Annotated in this window: 9 protein-coding genes and 1 pseudogene; 1 reads left to right on the top strand and 9 read right to left on the bottom strand. The window is 58.2% G+C overall.

Translation table 11 applies throughout. From position 1 onward, the window contains the following. Nucleotides 1-232: 232 nt before the first annotated feature. The 7 genes from TU82_RS28745 to TU82_RS28205 all read right to left on the bottom strand — a co-directional run bounded on the left by TU82_RS28745 (nucleotide 233) and on the right by TU82_RS28205 (nucleotide 12,487). Entirely contained in the window at nucleotides 233-697 is a 465-nt protein-coding gene (locus TU82_RS28745) for a hypothetical protein (protein ID WP_156421685.1), read from the bottom strand. Continuing rightward, nucleotides 694-8,676, bottom strand: coding sequence for a two-partner secretion domain-containing protein (locus TU82_RS22000; protein WP_169794970.1), 7,983 nt, complete (start codon nucleotides 8,674-8,676; stop codon nucleotides 694-696). The genes TU82_RS28745 and TU82_RS22000 overlap by 4 nt, the downstream gene beginning before the upstream one ends. A gap of 354 nt (nucleotides 8,677-9,030) precedes the next feature. Beyond that, complete coding sequence (locus tag TU82_RS28740; protein ID WP_156421684.1) at nucleotides 9,031-9,576, bottom strand: hypothetical protein; 546 nt, start codon at nucleotides 9,574-9,576, stop codon at nucleotides 9,031-9,033. A 291-nt stretch (nucleotides 9,577-9,867) separates the two neighbouring features. Next, a complete protein-coding gene (locus TU82_RS21995; protein WP_057725329.1) occupies nucleotides 9,868-10,314 on the bottom strand; it encodes a hypothetical protein in 447 nt (148 codons plus the stop codon). A gap of 314 nt (nucleotides 10,315-10,628) precedes the next feature. Continuing rightward, nucleotides 10,629-11,066, bottom strand: a complete 438-nt coding sequence (locus TU82_RS21990; RefSeq protein ID WP_057725328.1) for a hypothetical protein — start codon at nucleotides 11,064-11,066, stop codon at nucleotides 10,629-10,631. 407 nt (nucleotides 11,067-11,473) lie between these two features. Beyond that, the gene (locus TU82_RS21985; protein ID WP_057725327.1) at nucleotides 11,474-11,788 is read right to left on the bottom strand and encodes a DUF3630 family protein; all 315 of its coding nucleotides are present in this window, start codon (nucleotides 11,786-11,788) and stop codon (nucleotides 11,474-11,476) included. A gap of 51 nt (nucleotides 11,789-11,839) precedes the next feature. Further along, nucleotides 11,840-12,487 carry a transposase gene (locus TU82_RS28205; RefSeq protein WP_082632059.1) on the bottom strand — a complete coding sequence of 216 codons (648 nt, stop codon included), beginning with the start codon at nucleotides 12,485-12,487 and terminating at the stop codon, nucleotides 11,840-11,842. A gap of 379 nt (nucleotides 12,488-12,866) precedes the next feature. On the opposite strand from TU82_RS28205, the pseudogene TU82_RS21980 reads away from it, so the two are divergent. Beyond that, nucleotides 12,867-13,367 (top strand): annotated as a pseudogene (locus TU82_RS21980) (transposase); the annotation flags it as partial. A 43-nt stretch (nucleotides 13,368-13,410) separates the two neighbouring features. On the opposite strand, the gene TU82_RS21975 reads toward TU82_RS21980, so the two are convergent. Together TU82_RS21975 and TU82_RS21970 are read right to left on the bottom strand one after the other, a co-directional pair. Further along, nucleotides 13,411-13,842, bottom strand: coding sequence for a hypothetical protein (locus tag TU82_RS21975; RefSeq protein ID WP_057725326.1), 432 nt, complete (start codon nucleotides 13,840-13,842; stop codon nucleotides 13,411-13,413). Further along, nucleotides 13,842-24,098, bottom strand: a complete 10,257-nt coding sequence (locus TU82_RS21970; RefSeq protein ID WP_057725483.1) for a hemagglutinin repeat-containing protein — start codon at nucleotides 24,096-24,098, stop codon at nucleotides 13,842-13,844. The genes TU82_RS21975 and TU82_RS21970 overlap by 1 nt, the downstream gene beginning before the upstream one ends. Nucleotides 24,099-24,128: the final 30 nt, after the last annotated feature.

Genomic DNA, 24,128 nt, shown 5'->3' with positions numbered 1-24,128 from the left:
ACCAATAAAGGGGACAGATTTATTTAACAGGCTTTATACTGCTATTTCGAATTAAAATAAATCTGCACCCTTTTATCCCATTGCGGCATAATTACCTCGTCTAGCAATGCCAGCCCTTGAGCAGTTTTTCTGACCTTTTTAATCAAAGGCAGGTCTTTTATACCCTTAATTAAATTACTCATTTAATTCAGATTTCACTCACGACCATATGAACCTTCCTGCCTTTGCAAATTCAACTATGAGAATATTTTGGAAAAGCCCAATAAGATAACATTCCGGTGATTAATGCGCCTCCAAAAAAAGCAAATGAAGCAGGAAGCATGCTGTCCACAAAGCTGTAATCAGAACTATTACGAAGCAAATAACAGTCTGCCAAAAACATCCACAACGAAGCAACCACAGCTCCGCAGATCGAAACATTCCGGCAAGCTTTAAACGTTTTAGTTGGCTTAACAAAACTTATACAACATGCAAACACAAGGGAAGGAATAAAAAACACTAACTGCGTAAAAAACGGAGCAGTCAACAGGATTGAAAACGCTTCTCCCCCTCTGACTTGCCCCAGCAAACGAGCATCACTAAACAGACCTATCAGCATAATTATTAGAGAAATTGGTCCTATAATTAGGCCAGCGAGAAAAGGGCAAAATAAAAATACGAAAAATATTTTTATCGTCGGGTATTTCTTGACATTCATGGCGCGCACCCTTGGCTTGCTGAATAACCGAGCAACTTACATCCAAACTTAACTCTTGACTTATAATCCAAGATATCAACACCACCCTCTATGCGCTGGGTTTCCACAAAAGGGATATATTTTATAAAACCATCGACGCTGGTGGCTTCCTTGGTAAGTTCTACAAACCGCTTATGATCCTGCAAGTAGGCTTCATGAATAGGCTGGAGGATTGCCTGCTCATTTTTTAGCTGATTTATATCCCACGCTACTGGGTCGGTCACCTTTTTATCGTAGAGGGCTTTAAAGTTATCGTAACCGCCAGCCATAAGAGCATCTCCTGCCGCCTTGCGCCAGTCATATACAGGTGCTAACGCCCATCCCGCGCCAAAGGTCAAATATGACGCATTCCCGTCCGCCCCCAGCCCGGTAATAGGTGCACGCGAAACAGTATCTGCGCCCCCAAACCATTTTGCACCAATGCCCAATTGATGTTCATAGGTATCACTGGCACTAAAAAAATTTGCTCGATTATCAATTGTATTGAAGTAGGATACAAAGGAGTCTTTTCCTTCTTCAGTATTGTATAAATAATCGAAAGTGTTTTTTGATGAGCGCTCAACGTCTCCGTGCATCACATTCCACGCATCTTTAATAGCCGTATACTTTATAGCAGAGCTCACCGCCGTCCGGCAGCTATCGCTACCGGGGTTTTTGGAGCATATATCGTTCATTTCGTCGTCCAAAAACTTACTTAGTCTTTCGGCTTCTGTTTTCGCAGCAATTTTTTCAGCGTCTGTCGAACAGGTCCTACCCGATATGCAATCTCTAACTTCATCAAATTTTTGATGGGTTAAGTAGTTAAACGTAGTCGCCTTTTGTGCTACCTGTGCGCCCTTTTCCAGGTCGCCATCTACCGCAGCCGCCGCCACCAAACCGGTCAGTTGTGAAAGCATCAACATGATGTCTTTATTATCTTGGGCTGCCCAAGCTAACTGATTAATTAACGCTTCGTTCAACCCCGCAGCCGCAGCCCCAGTTTTGAAATCACTGCCCGTCGCTTCCGCCAGCAATCCGCCCATCAAAGCATGCGCAATAATCTTCTGAGGACTCCCATTAGGGAACGTGACGTAATCACCCACCCAATTAAACCCGGTAGCCATCGCAACGTTGCCAGCCTCTCCCAGCAAGGCAGCATTGAAATTGTCGCCGAAACTTCCACCTTGGACGGCCGTTGAAATCCCACTAGAGATTACCGCCCGGCCTCCGGTACGCAGCGCGATATCACCCGCTGACGTCCAGGTGAAAATATCTTTGGAAGAGTTAGTAACCGCCAAGGTTGAGCCCGTACTTGGGGTAACACCTTGGACGGTGGTTGTGCCTGCACCTGCGCCGTCAGCACCAGCGAACCAATTGGTGTCGGCATACTCAAGGGCTCCCGCCGTAAACCCAGCGACCGCTGCACTTTTCAGGCTATTTGCGCTGGCCGTTTCCTTAAGCGCTGCGCCCAAATTGCCCTTGTTGTTGATGGTGCTGGTGACTGCCGTCGTACTCAGGCTGGTGCTCACCGCAAGGGTGGCTCCCTGCAGCCCGAATCCTACCGGCCCCATAATCGCCGCCATCATGATTGCTATCGCAATCTTGGCACCGGCGCCCAACCCTGAGTTGTCGTACTTGAAGCTCTCGTGAATCTCCCTCACCTGGCGCCAATCAATGTCGCCACGCGCCTCAGCTTGCTTGAGCCAGGCCAAATTAGGATCAGCCTTGACCATCGCATCAACGGTCTGGCTTACAGTCTGCTGATCTACCTGTTTGACGTCGATACGAATGCCTTCGGCGGCCTTGATGACAAGCTGTCCTTGGGCAACCAACTCGCTCTGACGCAAGGTTTCGTCTGTATTACCTTTGCCCTTAGCGCTGAACCACGAGAGGTCGCTTTTGCTCTTAGTGTGGCTCTCATCGTGCAGGTCCTTGACCCCTTCAAATACAATCGCCCCGCCGCTATCAAGGATGATGTCCTTGCCGCTATTAAGCTTTGCGACTTGATACAGCTGGTCGCCATCGCTTTTCAGCACCAGGTTGCCACCTGTCTTGATCTCGGTACCTACCTGAGTAGTGCGGGTCACTTCATCCATCTGCGCCTTTTTAGCGCCCCAGCTTCCCTTCTCCTTCATGTCATACAACGTATGCTTGCTGTTCTCAGCCGCCAACAAACTCAACTTATCCCCGCTATACAGATAAGCCTCATTCCCCGCACTGATCCTGCTCGCCACGATCGTGGTGTCACGCCCCGCCTGGCTGACAAAATCCCCACCCGCCGTCAGCACGCTTGCCACCTGGGTAGTTTGGTCGTCTGCGGTCTTGATGCGTTTTTTGCCGTCCTTTTCCTTGCCCTCGACGTTGTGCATGTCGCTGACCGAGGCGACGTTGAGGTCGCGGCCGGCGGCGATGTTGAGGTCTTTGCCGGCGGTGGCGGTGCTGCCGATGATGTTGACGTCTTGCCCGGCCTGCAGGTTGAGGTTGCCGCCCGCCGTGACGCTGGCGGCGAGGTTTTTGACGTCGGTGGTGATGCTGGATTTTTCGCCGCCGTCGCGGGTCTCGTGTTTGACGCGGGTGTCGCTGGCGGCGATGAGGTTGAGGTCGCGGCCGGCGGTGAGGGTGGCGTCGTTGCCAGCGGTGAGGGCGCCCCGGTTGGTGAGGTCGCGGCCGGCGTCGATGGCGAGGTTTTCGCGGGCGACGATGGTGCCGGCGCTGGTGTCGGTGAGGGTGCGCATGCCGACGCCGTCACGCACCTGGATGGCGGTGTTGTCGTTGGTGACGTCGCCTTTGAGCGCCGTGAGGCTGACTTGCTTGCCGCGAATTTCGCCGGCCATGGCGTTGCGGATGCTGTCTTGGGCCAGCAGGCTCAGGTTGTTGCCGGCCTCGACCAGGCCGCCGGTGTAGATACTGCCGCTGCTGATGGCGGTAAGGTTGTTGCTGGCGCGCAGGGTGCCGACGTTGATCAGGTCGCCGCCGGTGACCAGGTTGAGGTCACGGCCCTGGATGAGGCTGTTGCCGCGCACGTTGCGCGAGTCGGCCTGGGCCAGGTAGAGCACCGGCACGAGGACGGTCTGGCCGTCGATGACACGGTTTTCCATCCACACGATGTCGTGGGTCAGGGCGCCGACTTGCTGGCCGGTGAGGGCCACGCCGAGGCTAAGGCGCAGGGCGTCTTTGCTGGCCAGCGCGTTGTCCATCAGATAGCGGAACTGGTCGGCGTCGCTGTACAGGCCGCCGGCGAGGAAGCGTTGGCCGGTTTGCGCGAGGACGGCGTCGCGGATCAGGCGGGTTTCGTACTGGCCGTCACCGAGGCGGCGCCAGGCGTTGTCGGCGTTGAAGCCGAGTTTGCCGAGCATGTAGTCGGAGCTGAAGAAACCGGACACCGAGGTGAACTCGGGGTTGGTCTCGATCAGGTAATGGCTGGTGGGGTCGGCGTTTTTGACGAACAGGCCGTACTCGCCCTTGGGCAGTTGGAAGGTGGGCGAGGTGGTGGGGTCGACCGGGGCAAAGGCGGTGCCGGTGTAGTCCACCGGAACGAAGCCGCCGCCGGGGGCCACGCCTACGACGGGCAAGACGCTGCCGGGGGCCTGGGCGCTCGGGTCGTTGGCGTGTTTGCTCAGGTTGATGTTGATGCCGCCGACGGGGATGCCGGTCTGGTCGTCGCCGAGGGTGCCGGTCAACTGGGCCAGGGTGTTGTTGTGCAGCGTGCCGTTTTGCAGGGTGCGGGCGACGTTGAGGTTGACCGTGCCGCCCGCCTGCAGGGTGGCGTCGTAACCGGGGCCGCCGTTGTCGGTCCAGGTGGTGACGTCGCTTGAATGGACGAAAGGCCGGCTATTGGGTGAGCGGCTTTTCAGTTCTTCGAAGCGCGCCTTATCGAAATTGCCCGCCGCCGTGGCCGCATTGAACGCGGGAACGTCGACATAGCGCATGCGCTCAAACAAATCGTCGGGAACGTGCCCCGGCGTGTTGACGACAATCTTGCGCTGCCCCGTGCGCGTGGCGGCGCCCTGGTTGAGCAGGTCACCGGCGGTGATGCTCAGGTCGCCATTGGCGGCCATCAGGCTGTAGCGGTTCTGTACAGTGTCGCCTTGCAGCAGCATGTTTTTACCCGCCACCAGGCGCGCCGATACTGAGTCCTTGGTCGCCGCCTCAAGGTACGTTTCGTAGATGGTGATCTCGCCACGTTCCCAGTCGTCTTTCTCGCCGCAGTGTTGCGAACAAACCCAATACAAGCTGCCGGTGGTGAGCGTCTGCCCGAGTTCGAATTCGTCCTTGGCGTTTTCGATAAAGCCTGCATTGATGCCGATGGAGCCTTCGCTTTCCACGGTGCCGGAGCGGTTGCTGAACAGCACGGCACGCCCGCCATCCCGTGCGGCGAAGCTCAAGTTGCCTTTGCTGTAGACATCGCCATAGCTGTTGCTGAAGCCATTGCTGCGCAGGGTCATGTCGCCGCCGCTGAACAGCAGCGAATCGGCGGCATTGGTGATGCCGTTGACCGCCGTAAGATTCACCGCGCCCTGGGCACCGAGGGTGCCACGGTTGTTGATTTGCGCGGCGGCGATATCCAGTTGCTGGCGGGCGGTGAGGAAGCCGAGGTTGTCCAGGGTGCCGCCCAGGGTCAGGCGAGTATTGGTGGCGGCCAGGCGGCCGCCGTTCTGGCTGAGGTTGTTGGCGGCGACGGTGAGTGTTTGCAGGGCCGAGACACGGCCGCTGTTGCTCATATCGCCGGTGGTGATGCTGATGTCACCGTCGCTGAGCAGTTCGCCGCCGTTGTCCAGGCTGGCCACGTTGAGGGTCAAGCCCCTGGCGCTGGCCATGCGGTCACCGGCTTTGAGGGCCAGCGCCTGGTCGCTCTTGTAGGTGAGCACGTCGTTGAGTTGCACGCGGCCCAGGCCGTCGACGTTGCCGAACGCCCAGTCGGCGCTGCCCATGCCCTGGATATTGCCCTGGCTGCCTTCGAGGCTGGCGGTGTTGAGGTGGAACAGGCCGGTGCCGGCGTGTTGCAGCATGCCGCTCTGGTTGTTGAGGCTGGAGGCGTCAAGGCTGAAGGCCTGGCTGCCGAATTCGAGGGTGCCGTTCTGGTTGTTCAACGCACCGCTGAGGTTGACGCTGCTGCTGGTGCCGCCCAGCGCACGCAGCTGCCCGTTGGCGCTGTTATCCAGGTTGCCGCCGGTGAGGGTCAGGCCCTGGTTGGCTTCGATCAGGCCGCCCTGGTTGGTGAGGGTGTCACGTGAGGTCAGGCTGATCTGATTGCCGCTGACCTGGCCGCCCGCGCTGTTGTCGAGGGTGGCGCCGCTGACGGTCACGTGTTCTTTGCCGAACAGCTTGCCGCCACGGTTGGCCAGGGCTTCGACGGTCAGTTGCAGGTTGCCGACCAGGCTTGCCATCAGGCCGCCGCTGCCGTTATCGACGCTGTTGGCGGTGACGCTCAGGCTGTCGCCCTGCACGGTGCCGCCCTGGTTATGCAGGCGGGTGGTGGTGAGCACGGTGGGGGCGCCGCTGCTGAGGATCAGGCCCTTGCGGTTGCTCAGGTCCTGGCCGCTGTAGGTCACGCCTTCGGCGCCGGCCAGCAGTTGGCCGTTGTCGTTGTTCAACTGCTGCGCGGCGATGTCCAGGCGCTTGCCGCGCAGGGTGCCGCCGTCGTTGTTGAGGGTGGTGAGTTGCTTGACCAGCACGCTGCGTTCGCCCGCGTCGATCTGGCCGCCGACGTTAGTGAGCAGGTCGCTGACCTTGAGCACCACGTCGCCGCCATCGCTGACCAGCGCGCCTTTGTTGCTGTTGGTGAAGGTCTGCGCGGTGACGTCGACAGTCTGGCCCAGCAGGATGCCGGCGCTGTTGTCGAAGCGCTCGCCTTGCAGCAGCAGCAGGCCTTCGCTCTGGATGCGGCCCTGGGCGTTGAGCAACTGGCCCGGGCCTTTGAGCAGCAGGCTTACGCCCTGGGCGCCACCGGCCAGCAGGCCGGCGTTGCGGTTGTCGAGACCGGAAGCGCGTACGTCGAGGCGGTCGCCCAATACGCGCCCGGCGCGGTTGTCGATGTCGCCGCCAGCCACGTCGAGCAGCAGTTGCTTGCCGACAATCACGCCGCCCTGGTTATCAAGGTTGGCGGCGTGCAGGTCGATATCGCCCTGCCCGGCCTGCAGGCGACCCTGGGCGTTGTTGAGCTGTTGCGCGGCGGTCAGCGTGAGCTTGCCGGCGTCGGCGCTCAGTACGCCGCCTGCGTTGCTGCTGAGGGTACCGGCTGTAACGTTTAGATCGGTGCTGGCCTGGGCGAAACCCTGATTGTTGTTGAAGGTGTTGGCGACGCTCAGGTTGAGCGCGCCGCCGTCAGCCTGGATCAGGCCCTTGAGGCTGTTGTCGAGGTCGCTGGCATTGACGGTCGCGGTTTTGGCCACCAGTACGCCGTTCTGGTTGTTCAGGTTGCCGGCGTTGACGCTCAGGTCGTTGGCGATGACTTGCCCGCCGCTGTTGTTCAGGTCGGCGCTGGTCAGCGCGAGGCTGCCGCCGGCCATTTCGATACGGCCCTGGCGGTTGTCCAGAGACGCGCTGTTGAGGGTGGCGGCCTGGCCTTCGCCGAAGCGGATCAGGCCACCGAGGTTGACGATGGCCGGTGAGCTGATCACCAGGCTCTGCTCGCCGAACAGGCGCGCGGTGGCGCCCTGGTTGGTGAGCTTGGCGCTGCTGACCTCGATGTTCTTGGCCTGGATGATTGCGCCCTGGTTGGTCAGCGCTTGCGCGGCGGTAATCGCCAGGCCTCGGCTGGCCAGCAGGTTGCCGCTGGTGGTGACGGTTTGCGCGTTCACCACCAGGTCGCCGGTGGTGTTGCGGGTGTTATCGGCGGCGACGCCGGCTTCGATGATGCCGGGGTTGTTCAGGCTGGCCGCGTTGATCTCGATGCGCTGGCCGGCGGCAATGCTCTTGCGGTTGACCAGGTTCTCGGCGCTGCTCAGTCGCACGTTGCCGTTGGCGTAGACCTTGTCGGTGAGGTCGACGGTCTGTGCGCTGACCTTGACGTTACCGGTGGCCGCCGCCTGCGCCATGCTCAGGCGGCCGTTGGCGTCGAGCTGGATATCGCCGCCACTGGCGGCGAGCGTACCGTCGAGCTTCACGCCCACACCGGCCTCGGTGCCCACCAGCTTGATCGCGCCGGCATACATGCCGCCCAGGGCCGACGAGTCGATCGCCAGCTCGGGCTTGGCGCTGCCGTCATCGGCACGCACGGTGGTTTTCAGGCTTTGCGCATCGACGTCGTTACGCCCGGCGATGACGTTGAGTTCGCGGGCGTTGATCTGAGCGTTGATTTTGGCGGAGCGGGTGATGATGTCGAAGCGATCGACGTTGCTCGCGTTCAGGCCTTCGCCGTCGATGGTCACGGCACCGCCATCGACTTGGTAGCTTTTCAGCTGCCCGGTTGGGTCGATGATCGGCTTACCCGTGGTCAGGGTCACGTTGGGCGTATTGATAAAGCCGCAACCGCTGCACGTCACACCGTACGGGTTGGCCACAATGACCTTGGCCGACTGCCCCGCCACTTCGGTATAACCGCGCAACTGGCTGGCGCTGCCGCCGTTGACTTCGTTGAGGATGACGCTGGCCGCGCCGCCCTTGAGATTGGGGTTGCCGACAATGATCCCACCCAGTTGGGTGTTGACCATAGGGCCGTTGCCATTGTTAAGGATCACGCCGTTGGGGCCGACGTTGTAGTCCTTGAACTGGTTATGAGACAGACCCGCGCCGTTCGGCGTGGCGATGCTCACCACCGGCACGCCATTGCCCGCCGCGCCCACCGTGGTGCCCGGCGCGCTGACCACAATGCCCTCGGCCTGGGCCAGCAGCGGCTGCCAGAACAACGCATTGGCGAGGATCAACGCCACCCCGCGCTTGGGCAGGCCGAAGAACGCGTTTCGCGGCTTCAGGGCAGCAGAAGGTTGGCGGGCCAGGAAGGCGAATTGTCGAACGTCCATTTTCGTAGTCTCGTTGCAGCGGGCATTAAGGACATGCGGCAGTAACCGGCGCTGGGGGCTGCCTCATTACTGCCGACATGCGATCGTCAGGCGGGCGGGAAATAGAACGTCAGTTCTTATTTCCATATCGAGAAATGCCATTACTTAGCCATCAGATCGCCGAATAGGTTAGTACAAGGAAAGGGGGAAAAGTTCGCGAGTGATGTGTGAATTGGATCCCACTTATCGGAATTTGGGGGTGGGGTTGGTTTGAATAGCGTTGGCGCAGCGGGCGAGTGGGATTGATCAGTTGCTGCCGAGTCGGTGGGGGCCTACCTGAGTTCGGGAGAAGCGGCCGAAACTCAGGGAGGATATCTATTGTTTTGCGCAACTAGTCGATGGGACTTCTGCGACAGGGCTGGGCGTCTCTAAACCGGAGAGCAGTCGAATCACCCCGCCGCATCTCCAGTCATGCCGGTCCAGGTATGCCTCATAATCCTTACCTGCCTCAGGAGTAAATACTTGAGGAGCGGGCACACACCTGAATTGGTCGGTGACCATTTTCATCACGACCACAGAGGGGGCGCCTGCGGGGATAACAAACTCTGAGTACGACTCGCCATAGCTCAGATGATCGCTCCTCCATGACGCCGGCATTCCTATACTGCGTATGGTGTGTTTGCCCAGGGTGGAGTTGAACTTATCTGCAAGGGTATCGCCGTAGGCATAAATAGGTTCTTTGCTCGAAGCGCAGTCTTGCCCTGGATTGATTGCGGCGGGCAATCCGTTGTTTCCGTAAAGACGGATCCTTGCGGAGGTTGCCTGATCGTAGGACTGCTCTTGTAGAGGCAGTTTGTGATTAGTAGAACCACAGCCGCTGAGCAACAGCGTAGAAAAAAGGGCAAGTAATCGGATGTTCAAGAACAACTCCTTGGGTTAGATATCACGCTGTGATTGGAAAATTTTTGTATGCCTAAATGTCCGAAAGCCGTCTCTAGAGCAGGGCTTTGAATGTGGGCTCTGCGCATCCCGATGTACCAGAAAGAGCAAAAATTGCAAAACTGCCGAGCAGCATGGATGGGGACTTGTTTAACACCAGAGGGTGCGCCGAGCATACGCTTACAGCATGAGTAAATGTAAGGTGTAACAGTAACTGAAAATACCGGTCCAAGAGTGCTCCGGATATCGGCATAAGCAAAAAACACCTTCTAATTAAGACTCTTGTAAAACCGAAAGCACTGCTTTGAAAATATGAGTCGCGTCATCAACGGCAGAAAATGCCTCATATATTGCTTCGGTCGCTGCCGTAAGCGAGTCCTCTCCACCAGCTAAGGACAGCGCCGATACAGCGCGAGCTTGGCCAAACAGCTGAAGGCCCTCTACGTTTAACTTTTGCCCTTCGTCTAAGCTGTCTTGCGATTCAAAATACTTATCATCCAACTGTGCAGCTAAAGCATTTAACTCAGAAACCTGATTATTTGTAATTTTATGACCAGATCGTAACCGCCTGAGACACTCGACAACGATAGACTCCTCTACTGGACAGGCCTGAAAAGCGAGTAGGCAAGCAACTTTTACAGCATTTGCTCGCTGCTCCTCATTAACCAACCTAAGCTTTTGTACAAGGCCTTTCTCAATCTTTTCTAAACGCAGAGTCATTGGTTAACTGATTGCCTCGTTGGATCTACATTCATAACTCGGCAGGCATCGCCTTCCACACGGGGAAATGCCTGTTGCCGGAGAAAGCGGTTTGGAACGACGCTACCAAAGCAACAGTATCAAAGAAAAGCGAGTGCTCTCATTGTGGCGACTAGGCTTGGAATACTGGCGAAGCTGCACAGACTTTGGAGGCCGAGGACACTTGGAATATTGGAACGGGCTCTGCGTGATGAGGTGCGCCATCAAGCGCAGAGCTTAGGGTGAATTTGTGGGGATTCCTTAGGGTCTGCCCCCTATTCCCCAGCACCATATTATCAGTTGTTTGGCCAAGAAATATCTTCAGAGTTTAACCACTCTATTCGATGTGATTTAACTAGAGGATTTTTAAAAAAATCTTCAACCGCTAACCATGCTATTTTCGGCTGTATAAAAGAGCCAGCAGGAACAAATTGGTCTTCCCCAAAATCTTCAACCTGATTCATTTTTTGTTGATCGCCTACTGAGTAATATTCAGCCCCTCTGCGTTCACCAGCAGCCCTGAAGTTATACCTGACAGAAATGCCGAGGTCTTTGTTCTCCAAAACGGCCAGCTCAGACCGGTCGCCTTTGTCACTGACAAAGCTAAAAACCCCATCGCCACACCCTTTCTGCCACTTCGAAGTTTGATAATTTAAAAAAAAGTCAACATAAAACTGCAAGTCTGGATTTTCATCGACATCATGATCTAGAAAAATACATTTGAATTCAGACATTCCAACCTCTAACGAGCTCTAGAGTCAATAGTTACTCTTTGACCATTTTTTCATTACTACATTTACAGTATCAATCTTCATCTCATGCATTAATTCAGGTAGATACTGTTTGCAAGTACCACATGTTTGTCGATCAACGTACAAGGTCATCTGAGCGGGCAGATTTCCGCCTGTCTTCTCATACAGTGAAATAGGGGTCAGACCACATCAGTGAAATAGGGGTCAGACCACATTGACCTTTATAACCGCCCTGCTTAAAAAACGTCAAGCAAATGAAAATAAAAAAGCCAATTTTTAAAGAGAGAGGGAAATAGGGGTCGCACCACTGTTCTTCCACAAAAAATAAATCATATTTTTAAAGAACAAATCTGCTGAACTCTAAAAAACGCAAAATCGTAGTCTGACTCCTATTCCCCCTTAATAGAAATCTCTTTTAATTTCTCCATAAGTCGATCCCCCTCCTCACTTTGCGATTCCAAACTAATCATCACAGGAAAATCTTCATAAACCAATCGCAGGAGCAGGTCTTCTATAATCACCCCCCAAACTCTAGTATCAACAGAGTCACTTCTGCTAATAATCTTTCCAGAAAATAATTTAACGAATTCTTCGGCATAACTAGGGAAACCTTCCCAGCCCACATCAGAAGTCAGCTCCGCATACAATCTCCCAGACCTCATACGGCCAAGAGAAAAAACCTTTTCATCAATAATTTTTTTCATTGAAAAAGATCTCCACCACCAGCTCGAGTATGAAAAATAGGGGTCAGACCACTATTCTTCTAATATCTGCGCAATCTCTGACGCGAACTTCTGATTCCCCAAAACGTAATTACCGTTCGTAGAAGATCGAATTTGTTCTATCAATTCAGGTGAAAGCCGATCCATGAATATAGACCGGTAAGCTTCGGCTCGTTGCGCGGCGCCGCTACCTAACTCGCTATAGACTGCATGCGGGCTTATAAAGCCTGATAACTCGCCCTGTGCGTTTGCTCTATAGCTGGTCCAGCGATAGTCGCCCGGATGAGCAACCATACCCGCTCTGACCGGGTTCATTTCGATATATCGATAGCAAGCTAAAACATAGTTTTCCTGTTGAACCAAACAGGAGCGAAAACGGCCTTCCCACAACGTGCCCGTTCGTTGATATGTTCGATTGACATATTGAACGTAGCGCTGCCCCAGCCCCTTCATAAGTAGGCTAGCCCCCGCGCAGCAGGTGGGAGTCAACAATAAATGAACATGATTTGTCATCAAGCACAATGCGTGAACTTTACAACCGTACAGCTCAGCAAGCTCGGCTAATGTATCAATGTAAAAAATATAGTCTTTATCTGCATAAAAACACGCTGCTCGATTGTTTCCCCGCTGAATAATATGCAACGGGATATCCGGCAGTAAAACCCTGGGACGGCGAGCCATATAAACCTCTAACTGTATAAGAGCTTACAGCTTAGCCGTCGGTCAATAGGCCGGCGAAATAAAATAATTACAAAAAAATCATGCTTTGAAAGAGCAACTCTACCAAACGCTAAAAACGCTAAACCGTGGTCTACCCTATTTTTCCAAAAAATAAACCATATTTTTAAAGAGCAACTCCACTGAACTCTAAAAAACGCAAAACGTGGTCTGACCCCTATTTCGGCTATTTTTCCAAAAAATAAACCATATTTTTAAAGAGCAACTCCACTGAACTCTAAAAAACGTAAAACGTGGTCTGACCCCTATTTCCTCAAGGAATGCAGGCCGGACGATGACCGAGTGTCTGTGTATCAGACTACGAATCCACTCGCCTCGAGTAAGAGGCCGCAAGGTGTATTCCCGGAACGCTTACGGCTCAATCGCCAAAAGTAAGCTCAGCCGACAGTCAGCTAGGCGTGAACGGGAGCCCTGGTTGCTTGCCAGCAATCTGAGGCAAGACGAATGGAATCCAGCAAAAATAGTGGCGATCTATAAGCGCCGTATGCAGATCGAAGAAGGCTTTCGAGATGTAAAAAGTGAGCACTTGGGATTAGGCCTGAATCTGCATCGAAGCCACTGTCCAAAGCGCATTGAGGTGTTGTTGTTGATTGCTGCTTTGGCCAACTACCTTCTGTTTTTAACGGGGCTGCAGGCACGAGAACGCGGCTTGGAGCGACGCTACCAAAGCAACAGCATCAAAGAAAAGCGGGTGCTCTCATTGTGGCGACTAGGCTTGGAATACTGGCGAAGCTGCACAGATTTTGGAGGACGAGAACACTTGGAAATATTGGAGCGGGCTCTGCGTGATGATGTGCGCCATCAAGCGCAGAGCTTAGGGTGAATTTGTGGGGATCCCTCAGGGTCTGCCCCCTATTTCCTCCAACTCAGCTTTTACCTTTGATGTGATTTCGCCACGGCACAAGCAAACCGTCCATCAGAACTCGATCAATAACACCGTCCTCAATAGCGCCAACAAAAGTAGCATCCAACTGGAACTCAAAAGAAATATTTTCTTTTTCAGATAGTTTTTTTACGGCACCTACCAGCGCCTCTACGTCATCTAGGTTTTTTGAGTCCATCTCAATAGGAAGTATGTTTGGCGGCAAAGCCGAATAAATCTCCAAAATCCCACCTACTACTTCCGCGCCATTTTCGTCTATCTCGTCAATATAGCTTGGCGGAGTAACGCTCCATATTCTTGACGCAGCAACCTCATTCACGAGCTGCTCCACATTAGATCTAATAGTCTGGTCCAAATCCTGAGCCACGTAAAAAATTAACTTTTGTTTTGCAAACTTTAGCTGTATGGAGTGCATTACTCTGCTCCTTTTTTCGGAGGGTATGCGGGGAGAGCTGACCCTGGACCGCCTGGATTATATCTAAATCCTCCTGGCATATGCGCGTCCAAATGCCGTGTATCAGGCAGTGGCACAGTAAGTGGTGAACCTTGAACATGGTGCATAGGAATTCTCTCGCCCTTTAGCCCTGCATCTTCAGGAAAAACCTTAACCCATGCATCGTCAACTGTCGGAGTCTTCCCTTTAGCAATCGCGGCCCGATTTTCAGTACTTAAGATTTGACCATATCCAAGGTCATCCCAGTTATCACGCAGTTTTCTCCAGTCTGCGGCATTTGTACGAACAACTCCTGTCCGAGTTGTACCAGAAGTAACAACAGGCACGACTTCACCAGTTGCTTTTGGACCAAGAGCGCCACCTGTTACAGTCTCAACATTCCGCGCCGCCGCAGCAGCATCCGCAGTAGCAGCGACCTCCTTCCCAAGACTACCAAATCCACCAACGCCCAGAGCCCCACCGCCAGCCATCGCGGCACCAAAAGGCACCTCTACTGCTGCTATTGTCAGTTCGGTACAAGCTACTGGGTTCATCCCACAGGCATTTAACAGGGCTGGACCAAGCAACATGCCTCCTGTCACTGTTGCGGCTACAGCGGCACCACCCGCCAACGTATAAGCAAGGCTTTCACGGCGCTCGGCATACATTTGCGCCGAGCACGCCTCTGCGCTCAGTCCTGCACAGTTTTGCTCCTTGTAGTGCTCGTTTTCAGCGTTGATGCGCTCTTCAGCCTTTTGTTCAAGCGTCTTACCCTCAGTTAATGCAATGGCAATATCAGCCACTGAGTTGTTCTCAACGGCATTGTTGCCAGCCTTTGCACCGGCAAGTGCACCGCTCAGGTCACCTCCTGCAAGCCCGCCTGCCAAGCCCGACGCCAATGTCGAAAGCGCCGATACGGTCTGTTTCTGCTTCTCGCTCAAATTCTCGGTTTTAATACCCGGATACAACTGCGCCGCAATCAACTCCCCCGTACCAGCTCCTGCGGCACCGGCAACCGCCGAGTTCCCTTGGGCCTGTGCAACTACAGCACCCAATACCACGTGGGCCATGATTCGGGCGGTATCGTTGCCCTGCGCTGACTGCTTGATGAGGTTCGCCAGATAGGGCGCCGACGCGCCCGCGAGGGCGGAACCGACGTCCCCGCCTGCCAGTCCTTGCAAAGCTGCCGTCACCGCTTGAGCGGCACGTTGATAATCGCCCCCCGTTCCGTACGGTTCCATCACCGTACGGGTCACCTGTGCAGCGATCTCTTTATCCGTCGGCTGGGTATTGCCCTCACGGATAAGCTTGTCGCGCGCAGCCGCTACCGCTTCGGGATCTTTTTGAGCATTGGCCGCGTTAATGGCACCTTGAGTGCGTGTGATATCCGCCGCCTGAGTGCCAATATCCGCAATCAACTGCACCTGCCGCAGGCGTTTCTGCTCTTTCTCCTTATCGAAGATAGGGCTGATGGCACCGTTGGCGTGTTCAACATCGTGACTCAGCGTTGCTACGTCCTGCTGCTGTTTGGCAGGGTCGCGGATGTTGAGGGTGCCGTTGGAAATGGCCGAGGACGTGGTGCCGCTGTCGCTGTCGCCGTGATTGAATCCGATCAAGCTGCCGGTGGGCATGTTGCTGATGAACGCGTTGGTGCCATCGCTGCCACTGCTCACACTGGCGCTCTGCAACTGGCTCGTGTACTCAGCCTTGTTCTTTAAAACGCTCCATCCCAGCGTACCGGTGCTCAGGCGGTTTTTGTCCGCTGTTGCGGTGCTGCCGATCACGCTGCCATCGAGCTGTGTGTGGTTGCCCACATCAATCTGGTAGCCGCCCTTGCCGCCGAACAGGCCGGTTTGCTCCTGCACACTTTGGTATTTGGAGTCGATCTTGCTTTTACTGATGCTCAGGTTTGCACTGCCACCGGTGCCGATGATGGCGAAGCTGACGCCCCCACTCACATCCGTCTGCTTGGACTTGTAGTTATCGGTGTCCTGCAGGCTTTGCAGCGTGAGGTCGCGACCCACGGTGGCGGTGATTTTGTCTGCGCTGACTTGCGCGCCTTTGAGGGCAGTGTCTCGTCCGCTGATCAGGCTGACCTGTTTGCCGGCGTCCAGCGTTGTCTCCGTCCAGGTGGTGCCGGTGCCCTTCTCGTTGCCGGTGCCCTTGTTCGCATTGGCGAAGATACTCAGGCCACTTTCTCCGGAACCCACGCCCAGACTGATGCCAATCGCTCCACCGCTGCTGCTGTTTTTTCCATCGAGCTTTTGATTGTTGGCCGCAGCCTCCAGGCGAATGTCACGCTCCGCAGCCAGCGTCATTTCATTGCTGGCCTGGAGCTTGCTGCCCTGAACGCGGATATCACCGGCGTCTACCGGCGTGCCATTCCCCTGCGCCACGATGGTGAGGTTATTGCCCGCCGTCAGGTTGCTGCCCTGGCTGAGGGTTTGTTCCTGCGTCTGTTTGGAGTCGGACTTCTGCGACCCCAGGGAGATGCTGATACCTACAAACTGCCCAGCGTTGGCGCCGGTCATGCCTCCATTCTGCTGCGCCGCCTGCCACGCCTGCACCCCCGTCAAACCCGCCTTCACACCTTGCAGCGCCGAGAGGCGGCCGTCGTCCTCGCTTTTGGCTTGCTTGGCAGTTCGGTAAGCGGAGTCCACCGCGCTACCCACGGTGCCGGAGAGTGCCAGGGTCAAACCACTGGTTTTGCTTTTGGCCGTCTGTTCGCTGCGGTTGTTGTTTTCGGACGCCAGGATGCTGACATTTTGCCCAACCAGGCTGATGTCTTTACCGGCAACCACGTCAGAGCCTTTGATGGTGAGGTCTTTGCCCGCCCGGATATCCACGCTGCCCAGCACACTGCCGACGTTGCTGGCCCGGGTGGTTTCGGTGCTGCTGGTGAGGGTGTTTTTGTTGCTGCTTGAGCCCAGGGTGACGCCGATGCCACCGCTGCTCATCAAGCCCGATTTTTTGGTCGAGGACGAATGGCTTTGCTCGAAGGTTTCCGTCGCGCCGTCGATCACCACATTACGCCCGGCGATCAGGCTGGTGGCGTTGGTGGAGACCACGTCACTGGCGCTTGTGCCGATGTCTCGACCGGCACGCACGACCACCGTGTCGGCGCTGATGGAGGAACCCCGTTGGGTAATCTGGTTACTGCTGTCGATGCGCGTCTTCTGGCTGCTGGAGAGCAAGCCGTTGCTGGTCTTGGTCTTGCGGTAGTAGCTGTAGTCGCTGTCTTGCGCGGCGTTCAGCGCCAGGTCATTGCCTGCGTACAGGTAGGCTTCCTTGCCGGCACTCGCACGGCTGGCGCTGACCACGAGGTCGTTACCGGCACTGAGGGAGAGGTTCTCGCCGGCCACCAGGGAGGTGCCCACTTGCTGAACATGGTCTTCCTGGCTGGTCACCTTCTTGGAATTAAACGCCGAATGCTGTTCATTCGCCGCCGAAGCCAGGTTCACATTGCCCTTGGCCACCAACGCCAGATCACGCGTGGCATTCAACTGGCTGCCGATGGCGCTGATGTCCCGTGCCGCCACAATCTGGAAGTCCCGCCCGGCTTCTACCACCGTGCCGTACTGGGTCACGTTGCTGCTGCGTGAGTAGGTGCTGACGCTATTGGCGTTACGTTGTTCGGCAGTGACGAGGTTCACGTCACGCCCGGCCTGGATACGGGTGTCGGTACCGCTCTTGAGCACACCGCCGGTGCTGTTGACGTCGCGACCGGCTTGCAGGGTCAGGCTGTTGGCGGCTTCGATGCGCGCAGCGTTGTCGACGAAGTCGCTGCGTTCGGTGCGGTAGCCGCTGCTGCTCTGGTGGCTGGTGACCGTGCGTTCGTTGAGCACATCGCCATTTACCGCAGCGGCGCTGACGTCGCGCCCGCTGATGATGCCGCCGGCGCGGTTGGTGAGGCTGTTGCCGGCCAGCAGGTCGAGCCGGTTGCCCGCTGCAATGAGGCCACTGTTGACCATGTTGCGCCCGGCGCTGGCGGCGAGGTTATTGGTGGCGCGCAGGGTGCCGACGTTGGTCAGGTCTGTGCCGCTGACCAGGCTCAGGTCGCTGCCGGTGATCAACGCGCCATTGGGCGCCAGGCGGTTGTTGGCCTGGGCCAGGTAGAGCACCGGCACCAGCACTTGCTGGCCGGCGACGGTGGCGTTTTCCATCCACACGATGTCGTGGGTCAGGGCCGCGACTTGTTCGGCGGTGAGGCTTACACCCACAGACAAATTGAGCGCCTGACGGCTGCCGATGGCGTTGTCCATCAGGTACTTGAACATCGCCGTGTCGCTGGTTTGGCCGTCGATGAAGCGCTGGCCGGTGCGGGCAATGACCGCTTGCTGGATCAGGCGCTGTTCATAGAGGCCGTCGCCCAGGCGTTTTTGCGCCTGGTCGGGGTCGTAGCCGAGCTTGGACAGCATGTAATCGGAACTGAGGAACTGGCCGAGATTGGTCAGTTGCGGGTTGGTTTCGATCAGGTATTTCTGTGGGTTGGAGACGAACTGGCTGTCGGGCAGGCCTTGCACGCGGTTAATGGTGACACCGTCGGCCGAGGTGCCGGCGGCGGGTGCGACCGGCCCGGAAACCGGGGCTCGGTCTACGCTGCCGCCGCCCAGGGTCCAGCCTTGCGGGCCGGTACTGGCCGGCGCGCTGGCGCTTTGGCCGCTGAGGCGGAACAGGCCGCCCTGGCCGCTGGGCAAGGTAAAGCCGGGCAAGCTCAGCGGGTTGATCTGCTGCTGGGCCAGGTCCGGAGGCAATTGCGCGTTGAGGGTGACGCGGGTCGAGTAACCGTCGGCACCACTGGCGCCGGTCGCGCCAGTGGTGGTTTTTGCTCCCGCCCCGATGTAGGTGTAACCCAGGCGCACCACGCTGTTGTCGATACCGGCCTGCGCCTTGACGTCCACCGCGCCGCCAGCCTGAATCACGGCAGCGTAACGCTGATCATCGCTGGCGATTTTGGTGACCTTGCCGAACTGGGTGCGCTCGCTCTCCATCATGCCGACGAAGTTGGCCACCGTGGCCTCAAGGCCGCCGAGGTCATTGGGGTTGTAACCGGCGCTTTTGTACCAGTATTTATTGGTGAGTGCGGCGGCTGCATCGAACCAGCGTCCAGGGTGCTTGGTGCGCTCTGACGTGAAAAGACGATAGGTCTCGGTCTCGCCGGTTTCGATGCCGGTGTTGACCAGGTTGTTCAGGCGCGCGGTGAAGTTACCGCCGGCCGCGATCGAGCTGCTGCTGTTGAGCAGGTCGCCGCCCGCCAGGGTCATGTTGCGCCCGGCGGTGATACTCGAACCGGCACTGGCGGCGGTCACTTCCAGCTTGTCGCGGGTCAGCAACTCCCACACGTAGTTGCGCGGGGTGCCGCCTGCTTTGCAGTCGCCGGCATTGACGTATTCGATGCAGGTGCCTTCCGTGGCGGAGGCGGTGTAGACACCCGCATCGTTGACGGTCAGTACCGCACGTTCATTCTTGATTGTGGCGGCGGTGAGGGTCAGGTCACCATCACTCTGCATGCTCGATGAGCTGTTGATAATGCTGTCGGCCAGGCCGCCCTTGCCGTCGCGATCGACACTCAGGTTGCCCATGCTGTAGACGTCGCCGTAGCTGTTGTTCAGCGACGCCACGCGCAGGCCCATGTCGGCGCCGCTGAAGATCAGGCCGTGGTCGTTGAGCAATGCGCCGGTGGTGACCGTGAGCGTTTGCCCGCTGCCGAGGGTGGCGTAGTTGTTGAGCGCGCCCGCGTCAATCAGCAGGTCGGTGGCCGAGGTCAGGCGGCCGCGGTTGTTCAGGGTGCCGCTGAGGGTGGCGTGGGTCACGCCACCGCCGGCGATGCTGGCGGTGTCACTCAAGGTGGCCTGGGCGGCGGTCAGGTTCAGTTTGCCCAGGCTGCTGATGCGCCCGCTGCTGTTCAGCGCGCCGCTCAAGCTCAGGTCGAGGTCGCCGTCGCTGGCGATAAGGCCGTTGGTGGACCAGTTGCCACCGCTGCCGATAAAGCGCCGGGCGCCGAGCAATTGGCCGGTCGCGGTCTGTTCGAGGCTGTTGACGTTGACGGTCAGTTGCCCGGCCTGGATCACGCTGCTGTTGGTCCAGGTGTCCTGGGCGATGGTCAGGTCGCCACGGGTGACCAGGCTGCCGCCCACATCATCGAGATTGCGCGGCGCGATGCCGAAGGTGCCGGTGCCCACATGCAGCACATTGCCGCCGAGGTTCTGCAGGCGGTCGGCGTCCAGGGTCAGGTTGGTGTTGGCCGTTTCCAGCACGCCGTTGCGGTTGTCGAACAGCCCGCCAATGGCGAACTCGGTGGTGCCGCTGTTGCCCAGTGCGCGCAGGCGGCCGGTCTGGTTGTCCAGGCTGGCGGCGCGGACCTTGAGGGTGGATTCGCTTTCGATGATGCCCAGTCGGTTATTCAACGCGCCGCTGAGGTCCAGGTCGATCTGGCGGGCGGCAATCTGGCCATCGTTGTCGCCGCTGTTATCGAAATCGTGGCCGACCACGCGCATCAGGCCTTTGGCATAGAGCCCGCCGTTGCGGTTGTCGAAGTTGCCGGTGGTGACCAGGCCGTCGCCGGCCTGGGCGGCAATGCGCCCGCCGTAGTTGTCTACGCCACCGGCCTGCAGGTCCAGGGTCTGGCCCTGCATCACGCCGCCCTGGCGATTGTTGGTGAGGTCATAGCCGTTGCGCAGCACACCCACCACTTTGGTCTGCAGCAAGGCCTGGAGGCTGGCGAGGGTGCCGCCACGGTTATCGAGGCTGGCTGCGCCGGCATTGAGATTGCCGGCCTGGGCGAGCAGTTTGCCGCTCTGGTTGTCGACCGCATCGACCACATCGAGGGTCAGCGCGCCCTGGCTTTGCACCGAGCCTCTGGCGTTGTCGAGACGGTTGGCGCTGAGCGTGAGGTCAGCGTTCTGGCTGTAGATCAAGCCGTCGTTGCCGTTCTGCACCAGGCCGCTGGCGGTGATGCTCATGCGCGCGTTGGCCGCCAGCGTGCCGCGATTGCGGTTATCCAGGCCGCCGGTCAGCAGCGTCAACAAGCCTTGGCTGGCGATCTGCCCACCCTGGTTGTCGATCTGCACGGCACGGCTGATCAGTAATGGGCCGGCGCTGGCCAACTTGCCGTTGGTGTTGGTCAGGGTCGCCAGCAGGTCCAGGCGAGTGGCAGCGCCGCCGTTGATAGAGCCGGCGCTATTGTTCAGATTCTGCGCGGTCAGGTTCAAGGCCGTGCCGCTGTCGATGGCGCCACCGTTGGCGTTGCTCAGCAGCCCGGTGACGTTGAGGGTTTGTTCGGCGGCGCTTGAAAGTACGCCTTTGTCGCTGTTGTCCAGCTCGGCGGCGCTGACGGTCAGCGCTTTCTGGCTGACCAGCGCGCCCGCGCCGCTGTTGAGCAGACGGCCGGTGAGCGTGGCGTTGAGGTCGCCGTAGCGGCTCGACAAGGTGCCGCCGTTGCGGTTGTCCAGGCTTGCGGCAGTCGCGTTCAGGCCTTGCCAGCCGGACATCAACCCGTTCTGGTTGATCAGTGCGTCGGCGTTGAGCACCAGCAGGTTATTGCTGATCAGCTTGCCCGCGCTGTTGTCGAGGGTGCGACCGCTGAGGGTCAGGGTCTGCGCGCTGGAGAGTTCACCGCCCTGGTTCTTCAAGTCGCGCAGGTGATTGATGCTCAGGTTGCCGGCGGTGGTGATCAGGCCTCCGGTGTTGTTCAGGTCGCCGGTGGCACTGCCGAAGTCCACGGCAATCGCGCTGCCCAGCAAGGAGCCGCCCTGGTTATCCAGGCTCGCGGTATTGATGCTCAGAAGGTTGGCCGCGTTGATCAGGCCCTGGGCCTGGTTGGTCAATGGGCCGCTCACATTGAGCAGGGTGTCGCCACGGCTGGTGAGGGTGCCGCCGCTGTTGTCCAGGCTGGCGGCGCTTGCGTCCACCGCAGCGGCGGCAATCATGCCCTTGACGTTGGTCAGGGCCTGGCCGATGCGCAGGGCCAGGGTGGTGTTGCCGAGCACCTTACCGCCGCTGTTGTCGAGGTTGTCGGCCGTGAGGGTGAACGCCTGGCTGCTGGAAATCTCGCCGCCCTGGTTATTGACGTCCTTGAGATTGTTGAGCATCAAGAGCGGGCCGTTGATCAGCCCGCCCTGGTTGTTGAATTGGCCGCGATTGAGTTCAAGGGTCAGGCCGGTGGCGCTGGTCACCTGGCCGCCTTGCTGGTTGTTCAGGTCGCGGGTGTCGATACGCAGCGCATCACGCGCGCTGAGGGTGCCTTGTTGGCTGTTGTCGACACTTGCGCTGGTCAGGGTCAGGGCGCCATCCGTGACCAGGCGCCCGCCCTGGTTGTCCACCGCGTCACGGGCGACGATGCTCAGCGGGCCGGCGCTGGAGAGCGCGCCACCACGGTTGACCAGGGTGCCGGTGGTCACGGTGAGCAGCCCTTCGCTGCTGATCAGGCCCTGGTTGCGGTTGAGCAATTGATCGACGTTCAGGTTCAGGCCAGTGCCGGCCACTACCAGGCCGCCATCGCTGTTATCCAGTTGCGTGCCGTTCACCGCCACGCCCGCACGGCTGGACAGCTCGCCGCTGCGGTTGTCGATGCTGGCGATGTCGACCTGCACGCCGTTAGTGCTGGCGACCAGGCCTTTCTGGCGGTTGTCCAGGCGATTGCCGGTAAGGTGAAGAACGCCCTGGCTGGTGACGCGTCCGTTCTGGTTGTCGAGCATGCCGGCGTTGAGGCTCAACGCGTTGCCGGCCGTGACCAGGCCTGCGACGTTGTCCAGGGTGGTCACCGTCAGCGTGGCAGTGTCCAGGCTGGAGATTTCGCCGCCGGTATTTTGCACAGTGCCCAGCGTGGCAGTCAGTGGCCCGTTACTGGCGATCAATCCGCCCTGGCCGTTCTGCAGCGCGCCGGCGTTTATATCCAGCGCGGCGCTGCTGAGGACTCGTCCGTTGTTGCGGTTATCGAGGGCAGCCGCCGTGACGCGGGTGCTTTGCCGGGCGCTGAGGGTGCCGCCCTGGTTGTTCAAGGCTGGGGAATCGACGCTCAAGCTGCGGCTGGCGATCACGCTGGCGCCGTTGTTGTTGATGGTCTGGCCGCGCAGGCTGACATCACCGGTGGTGTTACGGGTGTTATCGGCGTTGACGCCGGCTTCGATGATGTCAGCGTTGGTCAGCGTGCCGCCGCTTGAGAGGGCAATGCGGTCGCGTGCGGCCAGGCTTTTGCGACTGGTGAGATCGCCCTGGGTTTGCACCTCCAGGGCGGTACCGGCATACATCGGTCCCTGGGCGTCAAGGCTGGCGGCTTTGACATTGATTGCGCCGCTGGCAGCGGTCTGGGCCAGGCTCAAGCGCCCGTTGGCGTCGAGCTGGATATCGCCGCCACTGGCGGCCAGGGTGCCGTCGAGCTTCACGCCCACACCGGCCTCGGTGCCCACCAGCTTGATCGCACCGGCGTACATGCCACCCAGGGCCGACGAGTCGATCGCCAGCTCGGGTTTGGCGCTGCCGTCATCGGCGCGGGCGGTGGTTTTCAGGCTTTGTGCATCGACGTCGTTGCGCCCAGCGATCACGTTGAGTTCGCGGGCGTTGATTTGTGCGTTGATCTTGGCCGAGCGGGTGATGATGTCGAAGCGGTCGACGTTGCTGGCGTTCAAGCCTTCGCCGTCGATGGTCACCGCGCCGCCATCGACCTGGTAGCTTTTCAGTTGGCCGGTCGGATCGATGATAGGCTTGCCGGTGGTGAGGGTGACGTTGGGCGTGTTGATGAAGCCGCAACCGGCGCAGGTCACGCCGTATGGGTTGGCCACGATGACCTTGGCCGACTGCCCCGCCACTTCGGTGTAGCCGCGCAACTGACTGGCGCTGCCGCCGTTGACTTCGTTGAGGATGACGCTGGCCGCGCCGCCCTTGAGGTTGGGGTTGCCGACGATGATCCCGCCCAGTTGGGTATTTTGCAGCGCGCCGTTGGCGTTGTTGAGAATCACGCCGTTGGGGCCGACGTTGTACTGCTGGAACTGGTTATGGGACAGGCCCGCGCCGTTCGGCGTGGCGATGTTCACCACCGGCACGCCGTTGCCCGCCGCGCCCACCGTGGTACCCGGCGCACTCACCACAATTCCCTCGGCCTGGGCCAGCAGCGGCTGCCAGAACAGCGCGTTGGCGAGGATCAGCGCCAGCCCGCGCTTGGGCAAACCGAAGAACGCGTTTCGCGGCTTCAGCGCGGCAGAAGGTTGGCGGGCCAGGAAGGCAAATTGTCGAACGTCCATTTTCAGTTTCTCGCTGCGGCGCAACGTTGA

The organism is Pseudomonas orientalis (assembly GCF_001439815.1).
Taxonomy (GTDB): Bacteria; Pseudomonadota; Gammaproteobacteria; order Pseudomonadales; family Pseudomonadaceae; genus Aquipseudomonas; species Aquipseudomonas orientalis.
The sequence above is the reverse complement of the archived record's forward strand: the minus strand, read 5'-3'. Positions and strand labels throughout refer to the sequence as shown.